Annotated in this window: 21 protein-coding genes; 4 read left to right on the forward strand and 17 right to left on the reverse strand. The window is 64.6% G+C overall.

Annotation, left to right across the window (positions count from 1 at the left end):
- Positions 1-9: 9 nt before the first annotated feature.
- Positions 10-621: a L,D-transpeptidase gene (locus tag VN706_10260; protein ID HXT16000.1), complete on the reverse strand. Its 612-nt coding sequence runs from the start codon at positions 619-621 to the stop codon at positions 10-12.
- Between the two features lie 125 nt (positions 622-746).
- Here VN706_10260 and VN706_10265 point away from each other — a divergent pair, with 125 nt between their 5' ends.
- Entirely contained in the window at positions 747-1,001 is a 255-nt protein-coding gene (locus VN706_10265) for a hypothetical protein (GenBank protein HXT16001.1), read from the forward strand.
- Here VN706_10265 and VN706_10270 read toward each other — a convergent pair.
- From VN706_10270 to aroF, 5 genes are all read right to left on the reverse strand, one after another.
- Positions 976-1,896: a hypothetical protein gene (locus VN706_10270; protein HXT16002.1), complete on the reverse strand. Its 921-nt coding sequence runs from the start codon at positions 1,894-1,896 to the stop codon at positions 976-978. The two genes, VN706_10265 and VN706_10270, sit on opposite strands and share 26 nt — an antisense overlap.
- A gap of 77 nt (positions 1,897-1,973) precedes the next feature.
- Positions 1,974-2,744: a VOC family protein gene (locus tag VN706_10275; protein ID HXT16003.1), complete on the reverse strand. Its 771-nt coding sequence runs from the start codon at positions 2,742-2,744 to the stop codon at positions 1,974-1,976.
- 196 nt (positions 2,745-2,940) lie between these two features.
- A complete protein-coding gene (locus VN706_10280; GenBank protein ID HXT16004.1) occupies positions 2,941-3,795 on the reverse strand; it encodes a prephenate dehydrogenase/arogenate dehydrogenase family protein in 855 nt (284 codons plus the stop codon).
- Positions 3,792-4,088: a chorismate mutase gene (locus VN706_10285; GenBank protein HXT16005.1), complete on the reverse strand. Its 297-nt coding sequence runs from the start codon at positions 4,086-4,088 to the stop codon at positions 3,792-3,794. The genes VN706_10280 and VN706_10285 overlap by 4 nt, the downstream gene beginning before the upstream one ends.
- Positions 4,085-5,140 carry a 3-deoxy-7-phosphoheptulonate synthase gene (gene aroF, locus VN706_10290; protein HXT16006.1) on the reverse strand — a complete coding sequence of 352 codons (1,056 nt, stop codon included), beginning with the start codon at positions 5,138-5,140 and terminating at the stop codon, positions 4,085-4,087. Before aroF ends, VN706_10285 begins: the two co-directional genes overlap by 4 nt.
- A gap of 379 nt (positions 5,141-5,519) precedes the next feature.
- Here aroF and VN706_10295 point away from each other — a divergent pair, with 379 nt between their 5' ends.
- Entirely contained in the window at positions 5,520-5,963 is a 444-nt protein-coding gene (locus VN706_10295) for a DUF1569 domain-containing protein (protein HXT16007.1), read from the forward strand.
- A gap of 112 nt (positions 5,964-6,075) precedes the next feature.
- On the opposite strand, the gene VN706_10300 is transcribed toward VN706_10295, so the two are convergent.
- From VN706_10300 to VN706_10315, 4 genes are all read right to left on the reverse strand, one after another.
- Positions 6,076-7,542 carry a TolC family protein gene (locus tag VN706_10300; GenBank protein ID HXT16008.1) on the reverse strand — a complete coding sequence of 489 codons (1,467 nt, stop codon included), beginning with the start codon at positions 7,540-7,542 and terminating at the stop codon, positions 6,076-6,078.
- A 20-nt stretch (positions 7,543-7,562) separates the two neighbouring features.
- Positions 7,563-8,993, reverse strand: a complete 1,431-nt coding sequence (locus tag VN706_10305; protein ID HXT16009.1) for an ABC transporter permease — start codon at positions 8,991-8,993, stop codon at positions 7,563-7,565.
- 3 nt (positions 8,994-8,996) lie between these two features.
- On the reverse strand, positions 8,997-10,376 hold the full coding sequence (locus VN706_10310; protein ID HXT16010.1) for an HlyD family efflux transporter periplasmic adaptor subunit: 1,380 nt from the start codon (positions 10,374-10,376) through the stop codon (positions 8,997-8,999).
- A 362-nt stretch (positions 10,377-10,738) separates the two neighbouring features.
- A complete protein-coding gene (locus VN706_10315) occupies positions 10,739-11,365 on the reverse strand; it encodes a hypothetical protein (protein ID HXT16011.1) in 627 nt (208 codons plus the stop codon).
- 64 nt (positions 11,366-11,429) lie between these two features.
- Here VN706_10315 and VN706_10320 point away from each other — a divergent pair, with 64 nt between their 5' ends.
- Positions 11,430-13,349, forward strand: a complete 1,920-nt coding sequence (locus VN706_10320; GenBank protein HXT16012.1) for a M28 family peptidase — start codon at positions 11,430-11,432, stop codon at positions 13,347-13,349.
- 34 nt (positions 13,350-13,383) lie between these two features.
- Positions 13,384-14,067 (forward strand): hypothetical protein, encoded by a 684-nt coding sequence (locus tag VN706_10325; GenBank protein ID HXT16013.1) that lies wholly within the window; start codon positions 13,384-13,386, stop codon positions 14,065-14,067.
- 112 nt (positions 14,068-14,179) lie between these two features.
- Here the strand turns inward: VN706_10325 and VN706_10330 are convergent, their stop codons facing one another.
- From VN706_10330 to VN706_10360, 7 genes are all read right to left on the reverse strand, one after another.
- Positions 14,180-15,862, reverse strand: coding sequence for a formate--tetrahydrofolate ligase (locus tag VN706_10330; protein HXT16014.1), 1,683 nt, complete (start codon positions 15,860-15,862; stop codon positions 14,180-14,182).
- A 128-nt stretch (positions 15,863-15,990) separates the two neighbouring features.
- Positions 15,991-16,839: a formate dehydrogenase accessory sulfurtransferase FdhD gene (gene fdhD / locus VN706_10335; protein ID HXT16015.1), complete on the reverse strand. Its 849-nt coding sequence runs from the start codon at positions 16,837-16,839 to the stop codon at positions 15,991-15,993.
- Entirely contained in the window at positions 16,826-17,848 is a 1,023-nt protein-coding gene (locus VN706_10340) for a 2Fe-2S iron-sulfur cluster-binding protein (GenBank protein HXT16016.1), read from the reverse strand. Before VN706_10340 ends, fdhD begins: the two co-directional genes overlap by 14 nt.
- A 130-nt stretch (positions 17,849-17,978) precedes the next feature.
- Positions 17,979-19,877, reverse strand: a complete 1,899-nt coding sequence (locus VN706_10345) for an NAD(P)H-dependent oxidoreductase subunit E (GenBank protein ID HXT16017.1) — start codon at positions 19,875-19,877, stop codon at positions 17,979-17,981.
- Positions 19,877-21,871 (reverse strand): formate dehydrogenase subunit alpha, encoded by a 1,995-nt coding sequence (fdhF, locus tag VN706_10350; protein ID HXT16018.1) that lies wholly within the window; start codon positions 21,869-21,871, stop codon positions 19,877-19,879. The genes VN706_10345 and fdhF overlap by 1 nt, the downstream gene beginning before the upstream one ends.
- Positions 21,872-21,946: 75 nt before the next feature.
- Positions 21,947-22,720 (reverse strand): hypothetical protein, encoded by a 774-nt coding sequence (locus VN706_10355; protein HXT16019.1) that lies wholly within the window; start codon positions 22,718-22,720, stop codon positions 21,947-21,949.
- Between the two features lie 47 nt (positions 22,721-22,767).
- Complete coding sequence (locus VN706_10360) at positions 22,768-25,839, reverse strand: serine/threonine-protein kinase (GenBank protein ID HXT16020.1); 3,072 nt, start codon at positions 25,837-25,839, stop codon at positions 22,768-22,770.
- Positions 25,840-26,074 lie beyond the last annotated feature (235 nt).

Below are 26,074 nucleotides of genomic sequence, written 5' to 3' on the forward strand. Positions count from 1 at the left end.
TTTGATCTCTTAGTCCACGACGGTCATCGGGATCGGATGGTCGAGAATGACGGTCTTGGTCTCGCTGCGGAAGTGCAGCACGCGCTGGAACCAGCTGTCGTCCTGCGGTTGTCCGCCGTGCTCCATGAGGTACCGCGCGACACGGTACGCGTCGTCGGGATCCATACGCAAGCAACCATGCGAGGCGGCCTCGCCCAGGGATTCAACCTCACCCGTCCCATGGATGTAGTAGTCCGGCTCCTTGAAGAAAATCTTCACGAGCTTCATGGGATTTGCTTTCGCGCCGGGCGCCTGCGGCGTCTTGCCTTTCGCCCACGGCTGATCGGGTGGAATCCACTCCGGGTTCCAGACGATCTTTCGAATTTTGTAATTGCCCTGCGGCGTCGGCTTGCTGCCTTTGCCGACCGCGACCGGAAACGTCTCGACGGTCGAGTCGCCTTCCTTGATGTAGAGCTTTCGCTCGCTGAGATCGGCGACGAGGCTCGTCGGTGGATCTTCGCGCACGAACGGCGTTGCGAGCGCGGCGGCTGCGGAACTGTGCACTGCCGCCGTACCCAACGCGCCGATGGAGGCGAGCGCGGCCGCCGCCATGATTCGCTTCTTTGATCGACTGATTGACATGCCATATGAAAAAGCAAGGCATGTTCCAACGGCTTTCTGTTCCTCGGCGCCTTCGCTCTCGCACGGCGCGCGTTGTGCGCCGACGGGGAACAACACGACTATACTCGAACACTCCTTACGCGTAGATGCCCGAACCGAGTTTTGGCGAGCGCATCCTGGAGCGCGGGGACGAAGTCTGGACGTTACGCGAAGTGGCGGCGCAGCTCGTTCCCGGATCGCGCGGGCCGCGATGCCTCATCTGCGAATCCAGCACCGTCGTCCGCCGCTTGTGGGAATATCCCGAGAACTGGATGACGCTGACGGACGACGAGCTGATGACGCTCTGCGGACGCGAGCCGGCCGCGTGGGCGCGTGCTACTTCGAGGTCACCCAGGCCGTGAACCAGATGTCGCGCAGCATCGCGGCGCCGGCGGCGAGACGATCGGCCGTGAACGCCTTGTCTTCGGGCGCGGTCTGCGTCGCGCTGAATGGATGCACCTTGTCGAGGCGATAGAGCGGCTCGATCTGCGCGTTGCTGTCCATCAAATACTTGATGATGGCCGCGCGAAAATCCGGAATGACGCGCGCGGTGGTGTCCATGCGAGAGAGTACGTCGGCAAGCTTGATGTTCGCGCCGACGTAGGCCGACTCGAATCGCGCGTGGAACTGCTTGTCGGTCGCGTAGCCGTTCGGATTGGCCCGCGTCCAACCATTGTATTGATCGGACGCGTGCGCCGGGTTCGATCCGTCCGCGACATAGTGGCCGAGGATGCCGGCGTCGTCGATGATGCGCTGTTCGATCCATGGCTTGATCGAATCCGGCGCCGCGCGCCAATTGCGGAAATCGACGCGAAGCTGCTGCGAGAGCTCGAGCATGCGAAACGGGAGAAAGCCGTACACTGACGCTTTCACACCGGCGGCCGCGAGCGTGTCCGAGTACGCGAAACGATTCGGCGCCTTGAGCGCATTCGCCAGCACCGCGGGCGGCACCATTTCGATGTCGATGAAATGGTCCGGCGATGTGCCGCCCTCGAGCGCCGGATCGAGCGTCCGTTCCGCACGATCCTTCCAGCGATCGGGCTCGGGGTTGAGGTAGCCGAGCTGACGCGACGCGCTTCTGAAAAACGCGGGCATCGACGGCGGGAGCTCGAGCGCGGCGGCTTCGCCCGTCATGCGATGGCCCGCATCGCCCCAGGCGGCGAGCAAGACGATAGCGAGCACGGCGACGAGCGGCGCACTCGCGCGACGGACACGTTGCGCGCGCGAGCGCGTACGAGCGGAGCGTGAAGTAGTCATGCCCGAAAGCTACGCGACGAGCCCGCCTTCACGAAACCCGCGGCGCCCCGCCCCTCCGACGACGACGGTACCCGCGGTTACGCTCGCGGTGCGTGCATCGCGAACGGCGCGCCTTCGCGATCCGTGCACTGCACGATCCAATCGCCGCCGGGCACCTCGACCGGTCCAAGATGCACGGTAGCGCCCAATCGCTGCGCGGTCTGCGCCGCGATTTTCACGTCGTTCACGCGCAGGTACGACAACCAGCTCGGCGTGGCGCCCGGCTTGTTGAACATGCCGCCGCACGCCTGGCCATTCTGGCCAAAAGTCAGATACGTGCCGTGCTCGCCCATGTCGTTCTCGGCGATCGCGGTCCAGTGGAAGAGTTGTTTATAGAACTCAAATGCCGCGTGGTAGTCGGTGGTCATCAGTTCATGCCATGAAAACTGCGTGGCGCGCGGCGCCAGGGTCTTCTCGGGCGGAATGACCTCGGGCTCGAACAAACCGAGCGTCGCCCCCTGCGGATCGCCGACGATGGCCCACGAGCCGACGTTCGGCACCTCGAACGGGCCTTTGCGCAGCGATCCGCCGATCTTCGCCGCCTGACGCGCGCACGCGTCGACGTCGTAGACGTACACGTACGGAACCCAGCGCGGCGCCGATGGCGCGGCATCGACGACGTCACTCGCCGGAGCCACGGCGCCGCCGAACTCTTCGCCGTCGACCGTGAAGAGCGTGAAGTCGCGCTCGTCGTACTCCCAGGGTGTCGTGTGCCAGTTGGCGATCTCGGAGTAGAACGCCGCGGCGTTCTTCGCGTCGGGCGTCACGAGATTGTGCCAGACGAAGCTTCCGGTCGGGATGCGTTGCATGGACTGGCTCCGCTGAGTGTTCCTGAGAATTGGAGCGGGAATCGTCCGACCGCAACTCCAGGGCCGCTACCAGCGGACTCGACCAGCTCCCTCCGTCATCCCGAGCGTACGCGCGCAGCGCCGAAGTCGAGGGACCCCCGTCCCGACGGCGGAGCCATACGCAGCGCTCCGCCGAGCGAGGGGTCCTTCGCTTCGCTCAGGAAGACAGAGAAGCCCTTCCGTCGAACCAGGTTCGCGCGGCGGCGAACATTTCCCGCAGCGCGGCGGCGTCGCGATCCTTCAATGCACCGCGAAGTCGCGCGATCTCGCGTTCGGCTACGGCGAGCGAACGCGCGATCTCGAGCGCATTGTCCATTCCGATGGCAGTCCACATTTCCGGCGAGCTTCCGGCGATGCGGGTCATGTCACGCCCTCCGGGTCCGAGATCGTCGCGACCAACGCCACCTTCGCCGAGCGTCAGGCCGAGCACGACGGCGATCATGTGCGGCAAATGGCTCGTCCACGCGAGCCACTTATCATGCGCGTCGGCGTCCATCTCGATCGTTCGCGCGCCGAGCGCACGCCAGAAATTCTCGGCGAGCATCATCGCGTGCGGAGAGCCATCGCGCGGCGCGCACAGATACATCGGCGCGTCGACGAACAGCCCCGCGCGCGACGCCGCCCAACCCGAGCGATGATCGCCGGCCATGGGATGCGAGCCGACGAACGAGCCGGCGAGTCCCAGATCCTGCGCCAGCTCGACGATGCGCGCCTTGGTGCTGCCGACGTCCGTGATCAGTCGCGCACCGGCCGCCTGCGGCGCAATGCGTCGCAAGACATCGAGCGCCGCGTCGACCGGCACCGCGATGACGACGAGCTGCACGCCGCGGACACCCGCGAAGGTGTCGTCCAGCCGCACGCTCACGACGCCGTCTCGAACGGCGGCATCGAGGTGCGCGGCGTCCGCATCGTATGCGAGAACTTTTACACCGTTCGCCGCCAGATCGCGCGCGACCGAACCGCCGATCAAGCCGAGACCGATGACCGCGGCACTCGAGAACTCGAGCGTCACTCCTTGGCTTCCTGCGCGCGGCGCGACATGCCGACGATTTGCCAGAACACTTCGCGTGCGGCCTCGGATGGCAGCCCGGCGTCGCGCGCGCGCTCGGTCACACGGCGAATCACCGCGGCTTCGCGCGTCGGGTCGAGAATCGGGAGTCCCGCGGCACGCTTGAGCTCTCCCGTGCGTTTACCGAGCGCGAGCCGCTGCGAGAGCAGCGTGACGATTTGATTGTCGATGCGCTCGATCTCGTCGCGGCACTGCGCGAGCTGCGTCAGCGCTTCGGCTTTCGCTGGATCGCTCATGCAACCGCCCTCGGAGCACCGGTCACTTCCAGCTCACGACCAGCCGCTCGGGCAAATGCGCCGAGCTGCGCCATCATCTGCGTGAACGCCGGCGGAGCAAGCGATTGATCCCCGTCGGAGAGCGCGCATTCCGGGTTGGGATGCACCTCGACGATCAATCCGTCCGCCCCCGCGGCAATGGCGGCGAACGCCAGCGGAGCGACGAGATCGGCGTCGCCCCCCGCGTGGCTTGGATCGACGATCACCGGCAGGTGCGACTCGCGTTTGAGCACCGGAATCGCCGCGATATCCAGCGTGTTCCGCGTCGCGGTTTCGTAGGTGCGAATGCCGCGCTCGCACAACACGACGTCGTGATTCCCGTTCGCCATGATGTACTCCGCGGCCATTAACAATTCTTTAATAGTCGCCGAGAGGCCGCGCTTGAGGAGGATCGGCCGCTGGACGTGTCCGAGCTCGGCAAGCAGGGCGAAGTTCTGCATGTTGCGCGCGCCGACCTGCAGCATGTCCGCGTGCTCGGCGACGAGATCGACTTGCCGGGTGTCCATCACCTCCGTGACGACCGGCAGTCCCGTGGCCGCCCGCGTCTCGGCGAGCAGCTCGAGCGCCTTGGCGCCAAGCCCCTGGAATGCGTACGGCGACGTCCGCGGCTTGAACGCGCCACCGCGCAGCATCGTCGCGCCGGCGTCGCGAACGAAGTGCGCGGTGTCGAGCAGCATCTCGCGACTCTCGACGGAGCACGGTCCCGCGATCACGGCGATCGAGCGGCCGCCGAACGTGGCCTGTCCGTCGCGCCCGCCGACGCGAACGATGGTGCGATCCACCGCGAATTCGCGCGAGGCGAGCTTGTATGGCTTGAGCACCGGCGTGACGGATTCGACGCCGGGCAGCGAGCGGAGCGGCACTTCAGCGAGCAGCGACTCGTCGCCGATGCAGCCGATGATCGTGCGCACCTCGCCGCGCGACAGATGCGTGCGCATGCCGACGGCCTCGATGCGTTCGCGAATGTGGTCGATCTCGGCGTCGGTGACGTGGGGGCGGGTGATGATGATCATGGGCGTCGGGGCGTCGGGGCGTCGGGGCGAATGGGCGTCGGGGCGGAAAAACGAAAAACCCGTGAGAAATCTCACGGGTCTGGGATTTGGTCGCGGCTTTCGATCGACTCAGCGCGTACGCCAACTCCGGCCCGTGGTGTGGGTCGTGTAGTAGTAATAGTAGGCGTAGGACTGGGCGCGGGTCATGACCTGACGCTACGGCATGTGATCGAGGCTGTCAAGATCGGAGGTACAGCGAACGCGCCTTGCACGTCGAGCTCCGCTCCCGTGCGCCGTCATCCCGAGCGCAGCGAGGGATCTAGCGCGAAGGTAGAGAGCTGTCCACTCTACCGTGACACGAGATCCCTCCGTCGCTTCGCTCTCTCGGGATGACAAACACATGCCCAACCTTCACGATCCCGCCGTTCGCGACGCCATTCGCTCCCGAATTCAGCGTCTCACGGAACAGTCGCCGCGCAAATGGGGGAAGATGACCGTCGACCAGATGCTCTGGCACTGCAACGAGTCGCTCGAGAACTCGCTCGGCAAACCGGCATCCGGTCCGATGAAGTTTCCACTCCCGCGGGCAATCATCCGATTCGCCGTGTTCAACCTGCCCTGGCCCAAGGGCGCGCCGACGCACCCTGATCTTGTCGCGGGAGAGCGCCATTCGCTCGAAACAGAACGTGCTCGTGCGCTGCGCCTGCTCGACGAATTCGGCGCGCGTTCGGTCAATGCGACGAACTGGGGCGAGTCACCCGCGTTCGGAAAAATGTCGGGCGACGAGTGGGGCCGCCTGCAGGCGAAGCATCTCGACCATCACCTGCGGCAGTTCAGCGCGTGAGAGCCGTTTCACTCCGTCATCCCGAGGAGCGTACGCGACGAGGGATCTAGCGCCCCGACAGAGAGCCCTCTATCTGGACGCGAGATCCCTCGCTGCGCTCGGGATGACAAGGCTATTTGTTCGTATCACGCACGTCGGCCAGTTCGCTCTTCGTCGCAAAGTCGTATAACGTCGCGCGGCGCAGGTGATAGTACGACGTCCAGTACGAGCGCAGCGCCTGCACGTACGACAGCACCGCCTGGTCCTTGTCGTTCTGCGCATTGTACAAATCGGTATTGCTGATCTTGCCGATCGTGTAGCGGTTGCGCGCCACCTCGAACTGCTTCGCCGACACGGTATCGGCCTTCGCGGCCAACACCACATTGCGCTGCGCCTGCTGGAGCTGTAGCGCCGAGAAGCGCGCGTCTTCCACGAGCTGATCGCGGCGCGATTTGTTGTTCGACTGAATGCGCTGCATGTCGGCCTTCGCGGCTTCGACCTGCGCGTGACCGGCGCCCCACTGCATCATCGGCATGTTGACGCCGAGCTGCAGCGCCTGTTTGCCCAACGGACTCTGATACGCCTGACCGAACGCGTTCGCCGTTTGATTGAATCCGACGCTCGCCTGCAGCGTGGCGTTGAAGCGATTGTTCAGCTTCGCGGTCGTGATCTCCTGCTTGGCGAACGTCTCGTCCAGTGTATTCTGCTGCATCGCGCTCGCGTTGCGCAGCGCCTCGCTCACCGCGAGATCGGGGTCGACGGCAACATTCGGAATCGAATCGGGCACAGCGATCGTGAATCTCTGACCGTCCGGAACGACGAGCTGACGACGGAGCGCCGCCTCGGCGCGATCGCGCTGTAGCTTCGAGTCGTCTACCGACGCGCGCGCGCGCAGCAATTGGAGCTCGCTCTTTAGCAGATCGTTCTCGCCGATCTTGCCGACCTCGTAGCGCCCCTTGTTGAGCGTGTAGAGCGTGTCGTTCACCGCCTGATTCGCCGTGGCGTTCCTGAGCGACACTTCCGCGGCATATAAATCGAAAAACGCGCCGGCGACGTTCGCCGCGACGTCCTCGCGCGCCTCGAGATACGCGTGCTCGGCGACCGTGGCGCCGAGCGATTGTTCCTTCTCGTTCCACACCAACGTGCGCGGCTTGAACAGATCCTGCTGCAGCGCGATGTAGAACGGCGTGGTCTGATAATACCGATTGGTATGATCGCCAAAGAGATCGATGCGGCTCATCTGCGAGCCGAGTGTGAGCGTGCCGCCCGTGAGCGGAACGCGCTGATCGATCGCCAGGCCCAACGTCGACTGGTTCTGCGCCTGGCCAATGAACTCCGTCGATCCATCGGGCAGCGTCACGGGATTGATGCCGTGATTCAAATTCGCCGCATCGCCCGCGAGCCTGACCTGCGGCAGCAGCCCCGCATTGAACGAATCATTCCGGTACCGCGCCGCATCGCGCTGGCTGCGCGCGATCTGCGCCTGCGGTCCCTGCTTCTGGGCGAGGGCAATCGCATCCTGAAGCGTCAGAGTCTGTGGCGCCTGCTGTGCACCGAGGCTGGCGGCTCCGCACAGGAGCAGAAGGGCGAATCGACGCATATGAATACTGATAAGATTGTTTACTCGTACCGCAGACACACGATCGGATCCGCCTTCGCCGCGCGCTGCGCCGGCACGATCCCGAACACCACGCCCACCGCCACCGACACGCCGAACGCCACGACCACCGACAACGGCGACACGATCGTGTGAATCTTCGCAATGCGCTCGATCGCGCCCGCCAGCGCCGCGCCGAGCAGAATGCCCGTGATGCCGCCCGCGAGACTGATCATCACGGCTTCACTCAGGAACTGTGTACCGATGTCGCGCTGCGTCGCACCCACCGCGCGCCGCACGCCGATCTCCTTGATGCGCTCGAGGATCGACGCCAGCATGATGTTCATGATCCCGATGCCGCCGACGATCAGCGAGATCGACGCGATGGCACCGAGGACGATGTTGAAGATGTTCTTGGTGTGCTGCTCCTGTTGCAGCAGCAGCTCGGGCACCGTGATCTCGAAGTCGATCACGTCATTGTGCCGGCGTTGCAGCATGCGCCGCACGACGTCGGCGACGGGCGTGACGGCGGTCGACTTGTCGACCTGCACGATCACCTTGTCGAGCTGGTGATAGTTCCGCTTCTCGGCCCGCTGGTCGTCGGTTTCCGACGAGTCCGCGCTGCCGCCGCTGTTGTTCTGATTCGCCGCCGCTTCCATCTCTTCCTGCGTGACCTCGGAGCGATTGCGGTAGCGCAGCAGCATCGTCGGGAGCGGCACGTACACGTCGAGATTCGCGTCGCGAATGCCGAGGTGCTCGGCCGTCTCCTTCGACACCTTTCGGTCCTCGAGCACGCCGACCACCGTCAGCCACTCGTTACCGACCTTGATCGTTTGCCCGACGGGATCGACGTTCGTGAAGAAGCGCGACTTGACGCTGGCGCCAATCACCGCGACCGGCGCCGCGGCGCTGAAGTGCTTGGGATCGAAACGCGCCCCTTCGGCGAGCTTCAAATTCATCGCGTCGAAGTACGTGGAATCGACGCCGACGATCTTGCCCGAGCGCGAATGGCCTTCGCGCGTCAGCACGCTGTTCACCACGACTTCGCTGCTCGTGGACGAGACGTCGGGAATCGTCTGGCGAATCGCTTCGGCGTCGAGATACGACAACCCCGGCGTGAAGCGTTTCGTCTGTTTCTTCGAGTTCGGATCGGCGTCGACCTTGCCTTCCTTCTGCTCGACGATCGGCGTGATGACGATGTTGTTCGCGCCGAGCAGTTTCATCTGCTCGAGGATCTCGTGCTCGGCGCCGCTGCCGATGGCGAGCATCGCGATCACGGACGCGACGCCGAAGAGAATACCGAGCGACGTGAGTCCCGCGCGCAACTTGTTGTGCGCCACCGCCTCGGCGGCGGTACGCGCCGAGAAGGTGACGTGCGCGATGAACGTGCGCAGGCGCGAGGGCGCGTGGCCGGCGGGATCGGACCCCGCCGGCTGCAACACGACTGTGGCCACGGCTCAGCCCTTCGGCTTGGCGGCCGGCGTCGCCGCTGGCACCGGTGTCGCCGGTGTCGTCGGCTTCGCCGGCAACGTCACGGACTTCGCGGTGTCGCCCTGCGATGCAGACACCGCGGGCTTGAGTCCCGGAATCGCGACCGTCTTGATGCCGGTCTTGTCGGTGGGCACGGTGAGCAGCACGCGATCGTCCTTCGTCAACCCCTTCTTGACGACGATCTCGTTGTCGTTCATCGCGCCGGTCTCGATCATCTGCTTGACGACGTTGCGGCCATCCTTCTTGTAGACGTAGGAAAAGCCGCCGTCAGAGACCACGGCGTCGAGCGGGACCGACAACACGTTCGGCACCGACGAGATCTCGATCGCGTTCGACGTCGTCATGCCGGGGCGCAGCGTCGTATCGGCCTGCACGACGTCGATCTTCACTTCAAAGACCTTTGAATCCTGATTCGGCCGCTGTTCGCCGACGTTCGCGACCGCGGTGACCTTGCCGTTCAGCTTCTTCGTCGGATCGGCGTCGAGCGAGATGACGACGGACTGGCCCACGGCGAGCTTCCGCACGTCGACTTCGTTCACGTAGGTCTGCGATTCCATCTGCGAGAGGTCGGGCAGCGTGGCGACCGTCGGGTCCCAGGTGTTCCACTGCGAGCCGACGCCCTTCTTCTTGCCGTTCCATTCGCGCACGTAAATGACCATGCCGGGCGACGGCGCGTTGATCGTGAAGCCGCCCATCACGTCCTGAATCGTCTTGAGATTGTTCTGCTGGCGTCCGAGCTCGGCGCCCGCGACCGACATCTTCGCGACGGCCTGCTTCGTCTTCGTGTCGAGATTGCGCTTGGACTGATCGAGCGCGCGCTGCGCCTTCTCGAAGTCGATTTCCGCCTGACGCTTGATGGTCGGCGCCTCGTACTGCGCCTGCTCCTTCGCGATCTTCTTTTCCTCGAGGCCGTACTCCGCGGTACGCACGTCTTCGCGCGCCTGCGCGAGATTCAGCGTGGAGTCGAGCGACGCGTTGGTGTACTCGGCCTGTGCCTTCTGGAGGTCGAGCTGCACGCTGGAGAGGCGCGTCGCTGCCGGCGCGCGATCGAGATCGGCGATCTTGTCGCCTTCCTTCACGACCGTGCCTTCAGGAACCATCCACGTGATCTTGGACTGGTAGACCTGCGCGGGCATGGAATTGGGCCCCTGGATTTGCACGAACTTTCGCGCGCGCAACTCGCCGGTGGTGGTGACCGCGACCTTGAAGTTCCCCTGTTTCACGGGCGCGGTGAGCGCCGCTTCTGCCGCCGATGCGGTCGATGGCCACTTGTACCAGGCAATGGGGCCGCCGACGATCAAGGCGACGAGCAGAACGGGGAGCCAGCGTTTGCGGAGGTGTTGCATCGCGAAACCCTCGGGTCCTTGGAGGGGGTGGATGGGAGACCGCGGCGGGCGAGTAGTCTACCTCGCATCACCTTAGTAGTTCCGACGTGGTTCGGACAGCGCCGTACGATGACAGGACGATTATGAAACGATGAAGTCCCGCCTGTGTCAGCCTGCAACAGCGGGTCGAGAGATAAGAACTTATCCCAATGTGATAATTTTTTATCTCACGCGCAACAGCGGCGTCGCACCGGCAGCGGCATCTCCTTGGACACCACGAAGCCGGGGACCGTTGGTTTCAAATGGTCCAACGAACGCGAACGGCCGGGCTCGCTCCCCTGCGGCGCAGCCGCGCCACCCCCCGCGGCGCAGCCGCGCCGCTCTCACATCTTCGGCGTCAGCATGATGTGCGCTTTCGGCGTGCCCGGATACATGATCCACGGACCGGCATTCGGCCGATCGGACAGACCGGTCGTCGCCGTCGTCGCGCCGCTGATGTACACGACGTCGAGCGCCGATGCGCCCTTCGCGGTATTCGTAGCGGCATCATAGCTGCCCGCGGGACCGGTCAGCTGATACAGCGCCGCGGGCTGCTTCGGCATCACGAGCTTCCCCGCCTTGATCTCCGCGAAGCGCACCGTGTCGACCTGGTCGCCTTTCACACCCCGCTCGCGCAATGCACGCCCGCGCGCCATGAACGGCTCGAGCGAATTGTGATAGCACGCGACGTGAAAGCGCGACTGCGCGGGATCGCTCGCCAGGCAGGTGAACGCCCCTTTCCCCGTGCGCAGCACGGTCAGCGTCGTCGATCCCGCACGGTAGCCGAGCACGGTGGCGTCGGCGCGGAACTCCTGCGGCAGCGGGAGAACGGCCGAAGCGATCTGCTGCGCTTCCGTCAGCGTGTTGCGCACGGTAAGTGCCTGCGCGGGCGCTGTTTTCGCCGCCCCTGCGCCTTGCGCCGACAGCAGCGCGGGGATCAACGTCAATGTGACGCCAAACGTTCTGATCATGGAGTCCGCCGGAGGGTGAATGGCCGTCCCTCTACGCTATCCTCGCAAGCCTGGGAGTTCCACCGTGAACCGTCGCTTTGTTCCGTTTGCTTTTCTTTTGACCGGCGGCTTCGCCAGCTTCGCCGGCTTCACCGCGTGCGCCGGAAGCGGCAGCAGCGCCATGTCGAGCAGCGCCGCGCCGGCCGCATCGCGCGTGCCTGGCGCCGTGTGGCCCGACGAGGGACCGGCGACGTGGACGCCTCGTCCGACCGAGACCGCGATCACCGCGAACGATCTGCGTACGCGTCTGTACCAGTTCGCCGACGATTCGATGCAGGGCCGCAAGATCGGCGAGCCCGGAAACCTCAAAGGCACCGACTACATCGCGTCCGAGTTTCGACGTCTCGGGCTCAAGCCGGGCGGCGAGCATGGAACGTACTTTCAAATTCTCCCTTACGGACCCGCCTCATTCGACGCAAACGCATCGCGCTTGATGGCGAGTGGTCAGCCGCTGGCCGCGCGGACGGATTGGGTGCCCGTTGCGCCGACGGCGACGAATGGCATCGGCGCGAGCGCAAACTTCAACAACGTGCCGACGGTGTTCGGCGGTCGTTGGGGCGATACGAGCGCGCATCTCGATGCGTCGCAGGTGCGCGGGAAGGTGGTCGTCTTCACGGCCACGGCTGCCGCGGCGGGACTTGGCGGCGGTCGCGGGATGGCGCGCGTCGTTCGTTGTGATTCCGTCCCCGACAAGTTCGGCGCGGCGGCGGCGGCTCGCGTCGAGGCGGAGCAGCGTGCGGACAGCATGGCGCGGGGCGGACGTGGTGGTGGACGCGGCGGACGCGGTGCTGGACTCGCGGCGCGCGACACACGCGCGCAGGAGGCGGGAGCGGCGGGTGTGCTGCTCGTCGCGATCGACACGAACCGCATGACGCGCATCGGCGTCAACACTGCATTCTCGCCGCGCATGATCATGCAGGTCACACCCGCCGCCGGGTCACTCGGCGCCGCGGCGATCACCCCTGCCACCGCCGAGCGTTTGTTCGGCCGTCCCGTGAACGAGCTCCAGCTAGGCGCGAGCGGCGCGCCGGTGAGCGGATCGTGGAATTATTCGTGGCACATCTCGCCGACACCGGGACGCAACGTCATCGCGATTCTGCCCGGCAGCGATCCCAAGCTCGCCGGCGAGTACGTGCTCGTCGGCGCGCACAACGATCACGTCGGCGTGAACGCCACCGCGGTCGATCATGATTCGCTCCGCGCGGTCAACATGATCACACGCCGCCAGGGCGCGAACGATCCGGCCTGTCGTCCCACGGCCGAGCAGGAGCATGAGATCGATTCGCTCATCGCGCGCGCGCGCGGCATCCGTCCGCCGCGCCGCGATTCGATCATGAACGGCGCCGACGACGATGGCTCGGGCACGGTGATTCTGCTCGAGGTCGCGGAGAAGTTCGCGAAGGAGAAGCCCGCGCGCTCGATCATCTTCATCTCGCACGAAGGCGAGGAAGCGGGGCTGCTCGGCTCGCGCTGGTTCACCGATCATCCGACCATCCCGCTCGACTCGATCGATGCGGCGCTCAACATGGACATGGAGTCGAAGGGCCGCGCGGATCAGGTGATCAACGGCGGACCGAATTCCATTCAGACGCTCGGCTCGCGCCGCCTGTCGCGCGAGTTCGGCGAGATCATCGATTCGATCGCGACGCACAGCACGACGAATCCGATCGCGATCGATCACACGTGGGACGTGCCGGCGAATCCGATGAATCGGTTCTGCCGCAGCGATCAAGTGAACTACGTCCATCACGACGTGCCGGTGACGTATTTCTCGACGGGGTACGCCGAGGACTATCACCAGGCGACGGATGAGCCGCGGTACGCGGATTACGATCACATGGCGAAGATCGGGAATTTCATTCACGACATCATGTGGACGATCGCGGAGCGGCCGAACCGGGTGGCGATCACCGGGGCGGATCCATCGTATCCGGCGTGTAGGTAAGGGCGAACGGCGTTGATCTCCTCATCACGGAGCAGTGAATGCCGCGCTGTGTCGGCGCTGTCGTGCTGTTTCCGTTTTCGACCGCTCCGGCGGGCTGCCTGCCGTGCGACGGCCGGCTGCGGCCGGTCGCGGCGAAGATGGCCTCTACAGCCTGTTGGGGAATCGCTTTGGTGGAACGTCCGGCGTGAATTTGGCGATTCCTAGTTACAAACCGCTAATGTCCGGCCCGAAGCCTATGTCCGTAAGCGTTCGCGCGCGGACGGCGCCGTCACCTTTTGGCCGCAGTGCCACGATGGACAAACTGCCCGTTGCATCAACGCCGACGACATCCTACGGGCTCGCGGCGGCCTCGCAGCTCGGAGGCGCCGTCGCGAAGGTGATTCGCGATCCAAGCGCTGACGAACCGGAAATCGTCGTGTTGGCGGACGAGCAACTGACACACGTTTCCTACTTGAACGCGAGGTACGTGTTGACCCTCGACAAGAGAGCGGTTCCATCGCTGACGTCCCGCCGCGTCTGGACCATCATGCCGGATGGGCTCATCAAGCTCGAGACGGCTGGGCAGACGCAATGGCGCAAGCTGAATCTGGTCTACGGCAACCTTCAAGAGACGGCTGTTCCGAATATGCGCAGACGTGAGCCTAACGCACGCGTCATCGACGTGGACGGCATTGGCAAAGTGCGGCTCGTGTTCGATCGGCAAAATCCACACGGCTGATCGCAACCACGAAACGCACGCGTCGGTCAGCGCCGACGAGCAGTGCCGAAAGGATCTCATCCGCATGGACGCGGATGAGATCCTTTCGCGTCGCGCGTACAGGGTGACGCTTCTAGAACAGCCCGACGATCTCCCCGCTCGGCAACCGCGCCATTCTCTCCGCCGCCGGCTCCTTCGGCAACCCCGGCATCGTCATGATGTCCCCGCACTCGGCGACGACGAACCCCGCGCCCGCCGACGGCCGCACCACGTTGACCTCGATGCGGAACCCGCGCGGACGGCCGAGCTTCGTCGGGTCATCGCTGAGCGAATACTGCGTCTTCGCCATGCACACCGGCGTGTTGCCGAGTCCGATCGATTCGATGTAGGTGATCGCGCGATCCGCTTCGGGTGAGTAGTCCGCACCGTCGCCGCCGTAAATCTGTTTGACGATGATGTCGATCTTTTCCTTGATCGGCAGATTCGTCGGATAGAGCGGACGAAATTCGGAGCTCTTCTTCTCGAGCAACGCGAGCAGCTCACCGCCCAACGCTTCGCCGCCTTCCCCGCCCTGCGCGAAGACATCGGTGATCGCCACAGGAAGCCCAAGCCTCTTCACGAAATCGTGAATGATGCGCACCTCGGCATCCGTGTCGGTGTTGCGGCGGTTGATCGAGACCACCGCCGGCACGCCGAAGTGCCTGACGTTCTCGATGTGTTTCTCGAGATTGGGCAACCCTGCCTCGAGCGCGCGGAGGTCCTCGGTGCCCAAGTGCTTCTTGTCCGCGCCGCCGTGCATCTTGAGCGACCGTACCGTCGCGACGATCACCGCCGCCTCGGGATTCAGCCCACCCATTCGACATTTGATATCAAAGAACTTTTCTGCGCCGAGATCGGAGCCGAAACCCGCCTCGGTGACGACGATGTCGGCGAGCGCGAGCGCCGATCGCGTCGCCAGAATGCTGTTGCAGCCGTGCGCGATGTTGCCGAACGGGCCGGCGTGAACGAAGGCCGGGCCGCCCTCGAGCGTCTGCACGAGATTCGGCCGCATTGCGTCCTTGAGCAGCAGCGCCATTGCGCCGGTCGCGCGCAGCTCGCCCGCGGTGACGGGACGCTTGTCCTTTCCGGCCGTCGCGCCGACGATGATGCGCGCCAATCGCTCCTCGAGATCCTGCGTGCTCGTCGACAGCGCGACGATTGCCATGATCTCGCTCGCCGGAATGATGACGAAGTGGTCTTCGCGCACCACACCGTCGCCCGGGCCACCCAGGCCGATGATGCAATTGCGCAGCGCGCGATCGTTCATGTCGATCGTGCGCGGCCACGTGATGCGGCGCGGATCGATGTTGAGCGAGTTGCCTTGCTGCAAATGATTGTCGAGCAGCGCGGCGAGCAGCGCGTGCGCGCTCGAAATCGCGTGGAAGTCGCCGGTGAAGTGCAGGTTGATGTCGTCCATCGGCACCACCTGCGAATAGCCGCCGCCGGCGGCGCCGCCCTTCACGCCGAAGACGGGTCCGAGGCTGGGCTCGCGAATGCACAACGCGACTTTCTTTCCCATGCGCCGCAACGCTTGCGCGAGGCCGACGGAGACGGTGCTCTTGCCTTCGCCGGCGGGCGTCGGATTCGTCGACGTCACGACGACGAGCCTCCCCCGTACCGGACGCGCCGCGATATCGAGCGGAATCTTCGCCTTGTACTTGCCGTAGAAGTCGAGCTCATCGCGGCCGAGTCCAAGCTCGGCCGCGACGTCCTCGATGGGGCGCATCTTCACGCGTTGTGCGATTTCGATGTCGGAGCGGAAGGCTGTCGTGGTCATCGTTTCTCTCTCTTGCGCGGGTGTCATCCCGAGCGACCCTGAGCGTAGCGAGGGGGAGTCGAGGGACCCCCGTGCACCGAGGAGAGGTGCTCCGTCGGGGCAGGGTCCTTCGACCCGCTGACGCTCGCTCAGGATGACACGGTAGCGGTTATTCGTTGAGGATTCGTATACACATTGGCCGAACTGCCCCGCACCAGCCCGACCAGCGTGACGTTCGCCGCTTCCGCGAATCGAATCGCCAAGCCGGTCGGTCGTGAAATTGCCGCGATCAGCTCGACGCCGAGCGCGGCGACTTTCTGTACCATCTCGTAACTCGCGCGGCTCGTCACGACGATGAATCCGTCGCGCAGTCCTTCGCGCACTGCGGCGCCCAGCAATTTGTCGAGCGCGTTGTGACGTCCGACATCTTCACGCACGATCGCAACGTTGCCGTCACTCGTCGCCCAACCGGCGGCGTGCACGGTGCTCGTCGCGTTGTTCAATCGCTGGCGCCGCGACAGGTCCATCGCCGACAACGCGATCGCATTCGGCGTCACACGCAGCGCGTTGCCGACGGCGACCGGCACACGCATCGCGTCATTGATCGTCTCGATGCCGCACAACCCACAGCCGGTGCGCGCCACCAGTCCGCGCGAGCGCTCGGCAAGTCGCTCGGCATCCGTCGAAGGGATTTGAATCTGCAACTCGATGCCGTGACTCGCGCGCACCACCTCGACGCGCTCGACGGCCGCGAGATCGCGCACGATGCCTTCGGTGATGCTGAACCCCGTCGCGAGATCCTCGAGATCGCCGGGCGTACCCATCACCACGACGTGCGGCCGGCCGTTGTACACGAATGCGATCGGCACTTCCTCCGCCACGTCTGCCGACGCCGCGACCGGCCCCTCGGCGCCAAGCCGAGTGAACTCGCGCGTCGCCGATGGCTCGGCGTATCCCAGACCGACGAGCGGATGATGCGCGTGATCAGTGACGGCCATTCCCGCTCGCGGCATCGGGCACGACGACTTCGCCGCGGTTCTGCACGAAGCGCCAACCGAATCGGCCCTTGATGCAGAGGTTGCCCTGCGTGATGGTGTTCTCGAGCGGCGACATGGCCTTGACGATTTGCTCATCCTGCACGTGCAAGCGCAAGGTGCAGCCGACGCCGCAATAGGGACAGATCGTGTCGGTGGTCGTCTGTCGCGCTTCGTCGAACGTGCCCTCGGTGCGCATGTCGAACTCGCGTTTCGCCATCAGTGCGCCGGTGGGACACACCGCGATGCAGTTGCCGCAGTACACGCACGCCGATTCGGGAAGTGGCACCGCAAACTCGGTCGAGATGCGTGCATCGAATCCGCGCCCGGCGACCGCGATCGCGAACGTATTCTGATGATCGGGTCCGCATGCCTCGACGCATTTGTAGCAGAGAATGCACTTGGCGTAGTCGCGCACGTACAGATCGTTGTCGATCGTCGTCGGCTCGGCGACCGTGGCGGCGACGTCGGGATTTGGCGTCGCATGATGTCCGGGGATCGACGCATCGCGAGTGCCTGGCGGCGCCGGCGGCGCGGGCGGACCGAAGCGCTCCGGCACCGCGCTGTACTCGCGCAGCCACTCGGCGACTTGCGGCGTGGTCGAGAGATCGACCGACGACGCCAACAGCTCGAGCACGAGCTTGCGACTGTGCTTGACGCGCGGCGAGTTGGTGTGGATCACCATCCCGTCTTCCGCCGCGCGCGAGCAAGCCGGTATCAGCACGCGGGCGCCCTCGAGCTCGACGACGCAGATGCGGCACGCGTTGACGGGATGCAGTGTCTCGAGAAAGCACAGCGTCGGAATCTCGACGCCGATTTCGCGGCACGCGGCGAGCACCGTCGTGCCTTCGCGCACGGCGACGGCCTGTCCGTCGATCGTGAGATGGATGGTGCGCGTGGAGGTGCGCCGCGCGCGATCGGTGGCGATCGTGGGGCGCTGGAGTTGGACGAGCGGCGCTGTTATGGAGCTCACATGCGCTCCGGCGTCATTCCGCGACTGCCCCCAGCCGTCATTCCGAGCCGAAGGCGAGGAATCTGGCATCTCGATAGAGGGACATCACTCATACATATACGCGAGATCCCTCGCTTCGCTCGGGATGACATTACTTCAATACTCCAACTCGATGGATTGCCGACTCGATCGCCGCGTAGGCGGTTTGGCCGAGCCCGCAGATCGATGCGTCTTTCATCGCCTGGCCAACCTCGTCGAGCAGCGCGATCTCCTGAGCTACGCCGCCAATCGTCTTTCCGCTGGCAATGCGATACAACGCCTCTTCCTGCCGCACGGTTCCCACGCGGCACGGCACGCATTGGCCGCACGATTCGTCGCGGAAGAATCCCGCGATGCGCACGAGAATCTGCCGCATGTCCACGGTATCGTCGAACACCACGATCACGCCGGAGCCGAGCGTGGCCCTGGCCGCGCGGGCGCCCTCGAACGAAAGCGGCATGTCGAGGTCGGCGGGCCCGACGAACACGCCGGCCGCGCCGCCGAGGAGCACGGCCTGCGGCGATCGCCCGTCGGGAATCCCGCCGGCGAGCGCGATCATCTCGCGTAGCGTCTTGCCGAACGGCACCTCATAAACGCCTGGCCGCGCGACGTGCCCGCTCAGACAGAACAGCTTTGGCCCGGTCGACAGCTCGCTGCCGCCGGCGGCGAACGCATTACCACCCTGTAATACTATAAGTGGAATGTTCGCCAATGTCTCGACGTTGTTGACGACGGTCGGCAGACCGAACAACCCCGCCTGCACCGGAAAGGGCGGCTTGTTGCGCGGCTCGCCGCGAAATCCCTCGATCGAGTTGAAGATCGCCGTCTCTTCGCCGCAGATGTAGGCGCCGGCGCCGCGGCGGATCTCGATGTCGAAGGTGACGCCGCGGCCGAGGATGTCGGCGCCGAGGAAGTTGTGGGTGCGCGCTTCGTCGATGGCATGCTGCATTCGCTCTGCGCCCAGCGGATATTCGCCCCGAATGTAGAGAAACCCGCGCTCGCAGCCGGTGGCGAACGCGGCGATGGTCATCGCTTCGACGATCGCGAACGGATCCCCGTCGAGCAGTACGCGGTCCTTGAACGTGCCGGGCTCGGACTCATCGGCGTTGCAGATCAGATAGTGCGGGTGCGCGGCCTGCTTGGCGACCGCGTCCCATTTGCGGCCGGTGGGAAACGCGGCGCCGCCGCGGCCCATGAGGCGCGAGTCGATGACTTCCTTGATGACCGCGTCGGGGCCGATCTCGATGGCCCGGCGGAGTGCGTCGAAGCCGCCGCTCGTCCGATAGGCCGTGATGTCGGTGGGATCGATGACGCCGACGCGTTTGAGGAGGCGGAGGGCAGGATCGCCCTTTTGCGGAACGTCTGTCATCCCGAGCGCAGCGAGGGATCCAGCGTCCCGGCCGAACGGCCAGTCCCCGGTTCGGGACGCTAGATCCCCGGCTGCGCTCGGGATGCCAGAAGTGAGATACTCCCTCGCCTCTGCCCCAAATTCCTGCACGAACGCCGCCGGCGCGTGATCACAGAATCCTAAACACGGCGAGCGCATCCACACCGCCCCGTTGGGATCGACGCTGACGTGGTCACCGTCGGGACCATGCGCATGCGCCGGTCCGACGGTTCGCTCGAGCTGTTCGATCAGCTCGGCGGCGCCGTTGCATCGGCAGGCGACGTCGTCGCACACGTGCAGTACGCGGCGCGCGCGCGGTGTCGTCGACAAGAGCGCATAGAACGTCGCGACCCCCCACGCCTCGGCCGGCGCGACGTCGAGTCGCGCGCACACGTAGTCGAGCCCCGTCTCGCTGATCCATCCGACGCGTGATTGCAGTGCGCGCAGCGCCGGAAGCAGCATGTGACGGCGCGAGCGTGCTTCGCGGCCGCCGAATCCCACGTGTGAATCGCGATCCGGATCGCGATCGCCGCCGTCCCACTGGGATCGCGGAGGTCCAAGCACCGCATCCACCGCGGCACGCTCGTCATCAGTTGGGGCGGCGTGCCGCAGGTGTAGATCCATCAATCGTCTCCAGCAGCGGCAAAAGGCCGTGCGTCGCGTTTGGCATGCGCGCGCGACGTGCGCACCGGTTCGACGCGCACCGCGCATGCCTTGAATTCGGCGGTGCCTGAGCGCGGATCGGTCGCGTTGATCGTCAGGAGATTCGTCTCGACGTCGTCGGGGAAGTGCAGCGTCATGAACACGCCGCCCGGGCGCAAGCTTCGGTCGACGTGCACCGGTGCCTCGATCGATCCGCGGCGCGACGTGACGCGCACGACGTCGCCCTGCTCGACACCGAGCCGCTCGGCATCTTCGGGCGAGATGTCGACCGTCTCTCCGCGATGCAGCGGCGACTCGTAGCCGCCCGTCTGCACGCCGGTATTATAGGATTCTAATCGACGACCCGTGCTGAGGATGAACGGATACTCCTCGTCGGGCATTTCGACTGGTCCGGAATGTTCGACACACGAGAACGGCGCGAGACGTCCGCGATTGGCCAACTCCTCTTCCCACAGGCGCGCGTGCAGGAACTTGGTGCCCGGATGGTCGAGCGAGGGACACGGCCATTGAAGTCCGCCGAGTGCCTCGAGGCGCTCGTAGGACATTCCATAGAGCTGTGGCGAGAGGGACCGCAGCTCATTCCACGTGTCTTCGGCCGTGGGATGCCCCCAGTCGTAGCCGAGCCGTCGGGCGAGCTCGGACATGATCCAGATCTCGTCGCGCGCGTCGGCGGGCGGCTCGATCGCTTTGCGCACGCGCTGGACGCGGCGCTCGCTGTTGGTGACCGTGCCTTCGCCCTCGGCCCACGTCGCGGCCGCGGGAAGGACGACGTGCGCGAGCTGGGCCGTCTTGGTGAGGAAGATTTCCTGCACTACCAAGTGATCCAGGTTCTCTAACAGGTGCGTGACGTGCGAGGCATCGGCGTCGGACTGCGCGGGGTTTTCGCCGATGACGTAGAGGGCGGTGAGCTCCTTGCGGCTCATCGCGTCGATCATCTCGCTCAGGTTCCAGCCGTCGTGCGGGATGATGTCTCTGCCCCACGCGGTCTCGTATTTGGTGCGGTGCTCGGGATTCTCGACGTCCTGAAATCCCGGGAGCTTGTTGGGGAGCGCGCCCATGTCACCGCCGCCCTGGACGTTGTTCTGTCCGCGGAGCGGGTTGCAGCCGCAGCCGTAGCGGCCGACGTGTCCGGTGAGCAGGGCGAGGTTGATGAGCGCGACGACGTTGTCGACCGCGTTGTGGTGTTCGGTGATGCCCAACGTCCAGCAGATCATCGCGCGGTCGGCTTTCGCATATGCTAATGCCGATTCTTCAATACCTGCCGCCGGCACGCCGGTGACGCCGGCGGCGTATTCGAGCGTGTAGGGTTCGACCGTCGCGCGGTAGTCGTCGAAGCCGGTGGTCGCGCGCGCGATGAACGATGCGTCGTGGAGTCCCGCGTGGATGATGACGCGCGCCATGGCGTTGGCGAGCGCGATGTCGGTGCCGACGTTGAGGCCGAGCCACACGTCGGCCCACGCGGCGGAGGTGGTGCGGCGCGGGTCGACGACGTGCAGCGTCGCCCCGTTCTGGATCCCCTTGAGGAGATGGTGGAACCAGATCGGGTGTGCATCGCGGGCGTTCGATCCCCAGAGGAAGACGAAGTCGGTGTGCTCCGCTTCCTCGTACGACGAGGTGGATCCGCCCGCCCCCAGGATGGCCGTCAGACCGACGACCGAGGGGGCGTGTCAGGTTCGATTACATGAATCGACGTTGTTATTGCCGAAGACCTGCCGTGCCATTTTCGACGCGAGGTAGTTGACCTCGTTGGTCGATTTGGAGCACGAGAAGATGCCGGTGGCCGTGCGGCCTTTTTGCAACAGATTCCGGCGAAATCCCTCGGCCGCGGCGTCGAGTGCGGCGTCCCAGGAGGTGGGACGGAGGACGCCCGAGGCGTCGCGGACGAGGGGGTGGGTGAGGCGGGGGTAGGGCGTCGAAGCGGTGCGGCGAGAACGGGACTGCGGGGTCACGTGCATCTCCAAAGAGGAGTTGATCTTGGGAGGATGCAACGGAGGCCAATCATCGGCAAGTGGCGAGGAGGTATCGCTCGTTCACTCGGTGAACCCGTCGGCATAGCAACAGCCTTGATAGCATGAGAACCAAAGCGCGAAGTCCGCATCTGTCAGGGGTTTCAGCTGGTTCGCGTGGCGAATCTTAAGCGTCCCCTTTTGTCGCTGTTCCAACTCGGCGAATCGAGCGTTTCGAAACGCTTTGTCTTTGACGAGCCTGGCCATGAACGTGTGATGACACTCTTCCTCCGTCGTGTATCCGGCGGCGATGTCTTCCTTCTGATCGTGCGGGTCGACGTCGCACTTCCCGAAATGCTGAGGTTTTGCCGGCATCTCGGGTATCTCACCAGAGACGAGCAAGGATTGGTAGTCGTGCCCATTCGGATTCGCGCGAACGATCCAATAGGTCACACCCTGGCCGGCGTGCATCGGCAGAACGGCGCACCCATTCGGATTATCAATCCGGCCGACGAGATAGCCTTTGCTCCAGTCATCGAGGTCGCTGTTCTCCGCCGGATGATGGTCTCGCTTATGAATGAGATGTCTGTCTTGTTTCGCCGGCGTGATAATGACGTCCTTGTCCAACGTGCACCCATCGCCGTGAATTAGTGCCGTTGGGAACACCATTGCCTTTTTGTTTCTCCAATTGTCAGGGTTTCCCGCGAACTCCTTGAATAGATCTGGGTGCTGAACGTAATACTCAACCGTTTGCTGCAACGCCGGCGACGCGTTGGGATCCGGGTCTTCGGGACGGACCCCGGTGAACCCCATCACGGCACAGATCACGAGTAGATGTTTCGACGAGAGTTCGCGCATTTTCGCTCCCTGTTCAGTGTTGACGAAGGCTTGGTGAGATTTCGCCGTTACGGCGCAATCGCGCGCATTCGCCTGACGAGCGGTTGAAGCTGCGGATCAGCATCCTTGAATAGCTCTCTCACGGCGGCCGCGCACTCGACAGCGGTCGACCCATCGCCCTTCGCGCGTGCGATTTCCGCGCGAAGGGCGAGAGCGCGAACCAGCGCTCCGACTTGTGGGACCTGCTCGAGCAGCATCGGTTGCAGCGTCGGCAGAGCCTGGAGCGTCAGGTCGAGCATTCGCGTCGCCTCGCTCGTGTCACCCACGAACAACTCCGCCTTCGCGTGTACATATGTCAACTCGATGAAGCCAGGCTCGCCGACCCGGTCTCGGCGTTGCAGGTCGCGCAACAGGCGCTGAGTGCCGGGGACGTCGTTGTGCTGCTCGAGCGAGATAAGCTGGAGGAGTGGATTGTTCCTCGGTGCGATTGTTCGAAACAGCTCACCGCCCACCGGATACGCGAGGGCGAGTGGCCTGGCAAGTATCGCCTCGCGGATCTCACTCGCGGACGCGCTATCAGTGAAGTAGCTCGGCAAGAGTTGTGTGAACCGCAGAAGGAGCAACTCCGTCGTGTCGGCGTTCGCGCCCAAAGAGGCATACGCCACGAGTCGCCCCGCGACTTGCGAGACCTGGCGTGGGAGCGGCGTCCGAATGCCGCGTGGCCCAGTAACTGCCGTATTCTCCGGGTCCAAAGCAAGCAACCGCGCGGCCTCGTCGATGTGACCAATTAAGGCGGCCAACCCAGCAACGCCGGGCACATACGGCGTGTGTATGCCGGCGCCTGCCGCAAGCAACGATTCGGCCATGATACGAGCTGCCGCGAATTTGCCGTCTTTAACGAGCAGCCGAACCGTGCTGACACCAAGATGGATTCTTTCACTTGAGTCACTGGCCAGCTGAAGGGCGCGCCGCACAACATCGCTCGTGGACAGCTGGGCTTCACCAACCGTAGCAACGCCGCCCGATACCTCGACCCATGTCGCGAGCGAGTCGTAGGCCGCCGGATCTTGGGGTGCGCGGCGAACCCATTCTTCGGCGACCCGGCGCATCATCGCCCGGTTTCGCCGGATTGCGTCGAGCATCAGACCCGACGGCAATTGCCCTCGATTCGTAGATAGCTCGGTGAGGGGAAGCGGCCAAAACGCGAGAGTATCGTGATCAAGAACCGGCAGCGCGGCGTACGTTATCGAGTCACCCCCGCTGCTTACCCCCATTCGCGCGACGTTCGGGACTGCGTACCGAACTCGTGAAAGACGGCCGAGGATCCATCCTTGGAAGGCGGAGGAACTGTCAGTCGACCCCAACTCCGCCGCCCGCTGATACGAGTGCGACGCTTCTTCGAATGATCCGCGGAATGCGCTGCCGCTGGGCGAGCGTCGACTGACGATGACGGCCCGATCCCACGCACGACAGTCACCCAATCCAATCCACGGCACTACACGAGTGGAGTCGGTCAGCTTGAGTTGCTGAAACGCAGCGCAAGCTTCGGGAAAATGGCCAGCCGCCAATGCAAGGAGTCCGGCTGCATGAATGGAATCTCGCGCGTCCAATTCGCCAGACTCGAGGGCGCGCTCGGCCGAGATCCGCGCCTCGGTGAATTGGGCGTCACGTCCGATCCACAGAATCGTTTGGCTGAGCCACACGTGTGCGGGCGCAACCCGTGCATCTACGCGGATCGCTGCGCGGAATTGCGCCGCTGCACCTGATAAGTCCCAGCGTGCGAGGGCGGCGCGTCCTCCGTCATAGATGCGCCATGCAGCGAGTGAAGCGGTCGCATCATCTGTCGCCGAATTCCACGGCAACTCATTGCCGGCACGCAGTAGCGAGTTCGCGAGCCGACGAAAGACCATGGTTTGATCGGACTTGCGACCGCGGCTGGCGTACGCAGTGCGACTCGAGCGTGGCGAGTGGTCAGTCGACCCCCCATAGACAGTCGCTTTCACGAATACGCTGTCTCCCCCGCGAGTTGCCTGGAGAACGACGACGTGCTCCGCCAGGCTTTGTGTGGCACGATTCACCGCATCTGGCGAAGCTTCGCCATCCAGGTTGGGCGTTCGCGTCTCCACGACGGTGACTCCCCGCCACTCCGCCATCGCATCGCGGAGCGGCGAGACGACATTCAACGAATCGATGCCGATCGAGAGGACAGCGTACGAGTCCGCGGGTGGGATGCGCTGCCTTGTAAGGAATACGACTCCGGTCACGGCGGCGGCGACGACGACGGAAATGCTTGTAACGATGAATGCGAGTCGGGCGCGGCGAGTCTGTCCGCCAATCTTCTCAAGTTCGGCGCGCAGCTCGGCGGTGGTCTCAGTTCGACGATCAACTGGCCCAGCAAGGGCGCGCGCGACGACGGCGGCGAGATCGACCAGCCTTCGTCGATGGTCCATCGACAGCCGGCCGCGACCGGCGATGATTTCTCTTGCTGTTACAGCTCGTTTGGGGAGTTTCCCGACCAACATCTCATACGCCACGACACCGAGCGCATACACGTCCGCCTTCTCATCCGTCGGCAGCTCCGGCGCCATGTACGCCGGCGTCCCCGGCACCAACCCGGTCGTCGTGATCGGCGTCCCCTGCTGCGTCGTCCCGATCGCCCGCGCAATTCCAAAGTCCGCGAGAATCGCATGCCCTTCGGCGAGCAGGATATTCCCCGGCTTCACATCGCGATGCGCGATGCCACGCTGATGCGCGAACGCCAACGCGCCGCTCACATCACGCAGGATCTTCACGATGTCATCCAGCGGCAGCTTCCCGTCGCGCGCGATGCGCTCCCGCAAACTCTCGCCGGGGATGAACGGCGTGATGTAGTACAGCACGTCCTCCCACGCACCGCTGGTCAGAATCGGCAGGATGTGCGGATGCTGCAGCTTCACGGTGAGCTCGATCTCGCGGCGGAAACGCGCGGTGCTCTGCTCCGTGATCAGATCCGGCGACAACACCTTCACCACCACCCGGCGGTCGTGGCGGATGTCGGTCGCGAGAAATAACCGGCTCATCCCACCGCCCGAGAGCTCCTGCTCGATGCGGTAGTCCGGGCCGATGGCGTTTTGAATGAGTGACGCGAGCCGCGCGGTCACGTAGTGCGGATAGGAGGCGAATGCTTGAGGAGCGACCGGCACGAGCTTACCCCGCCATCCGTTTGTCAGCAAGGAGTCCGAACAACTGAATTCACAATCTTTGCATTCGGAATCCCGACACCGCCATGGGATGAATGAGCCAACCGTGCCGACGGAGACTCGGCTCTCAGGCCTCCGACGCCGATTCGAAATACCGCTCACGTCGAGATACCGCTCACGTCGAGCGCCAGGCCGT

It is taken from the genome of Gemmatimonadaceae bacterium (assembly GCA_035606695.1).
In the GTDB taxonomy this organism is placed as follows: Bacteria; Gemmatimonadota; Gemmatimonadetes; order Gemmatimonadales; family Gemmatimonadaceae; genus JAQBQB01.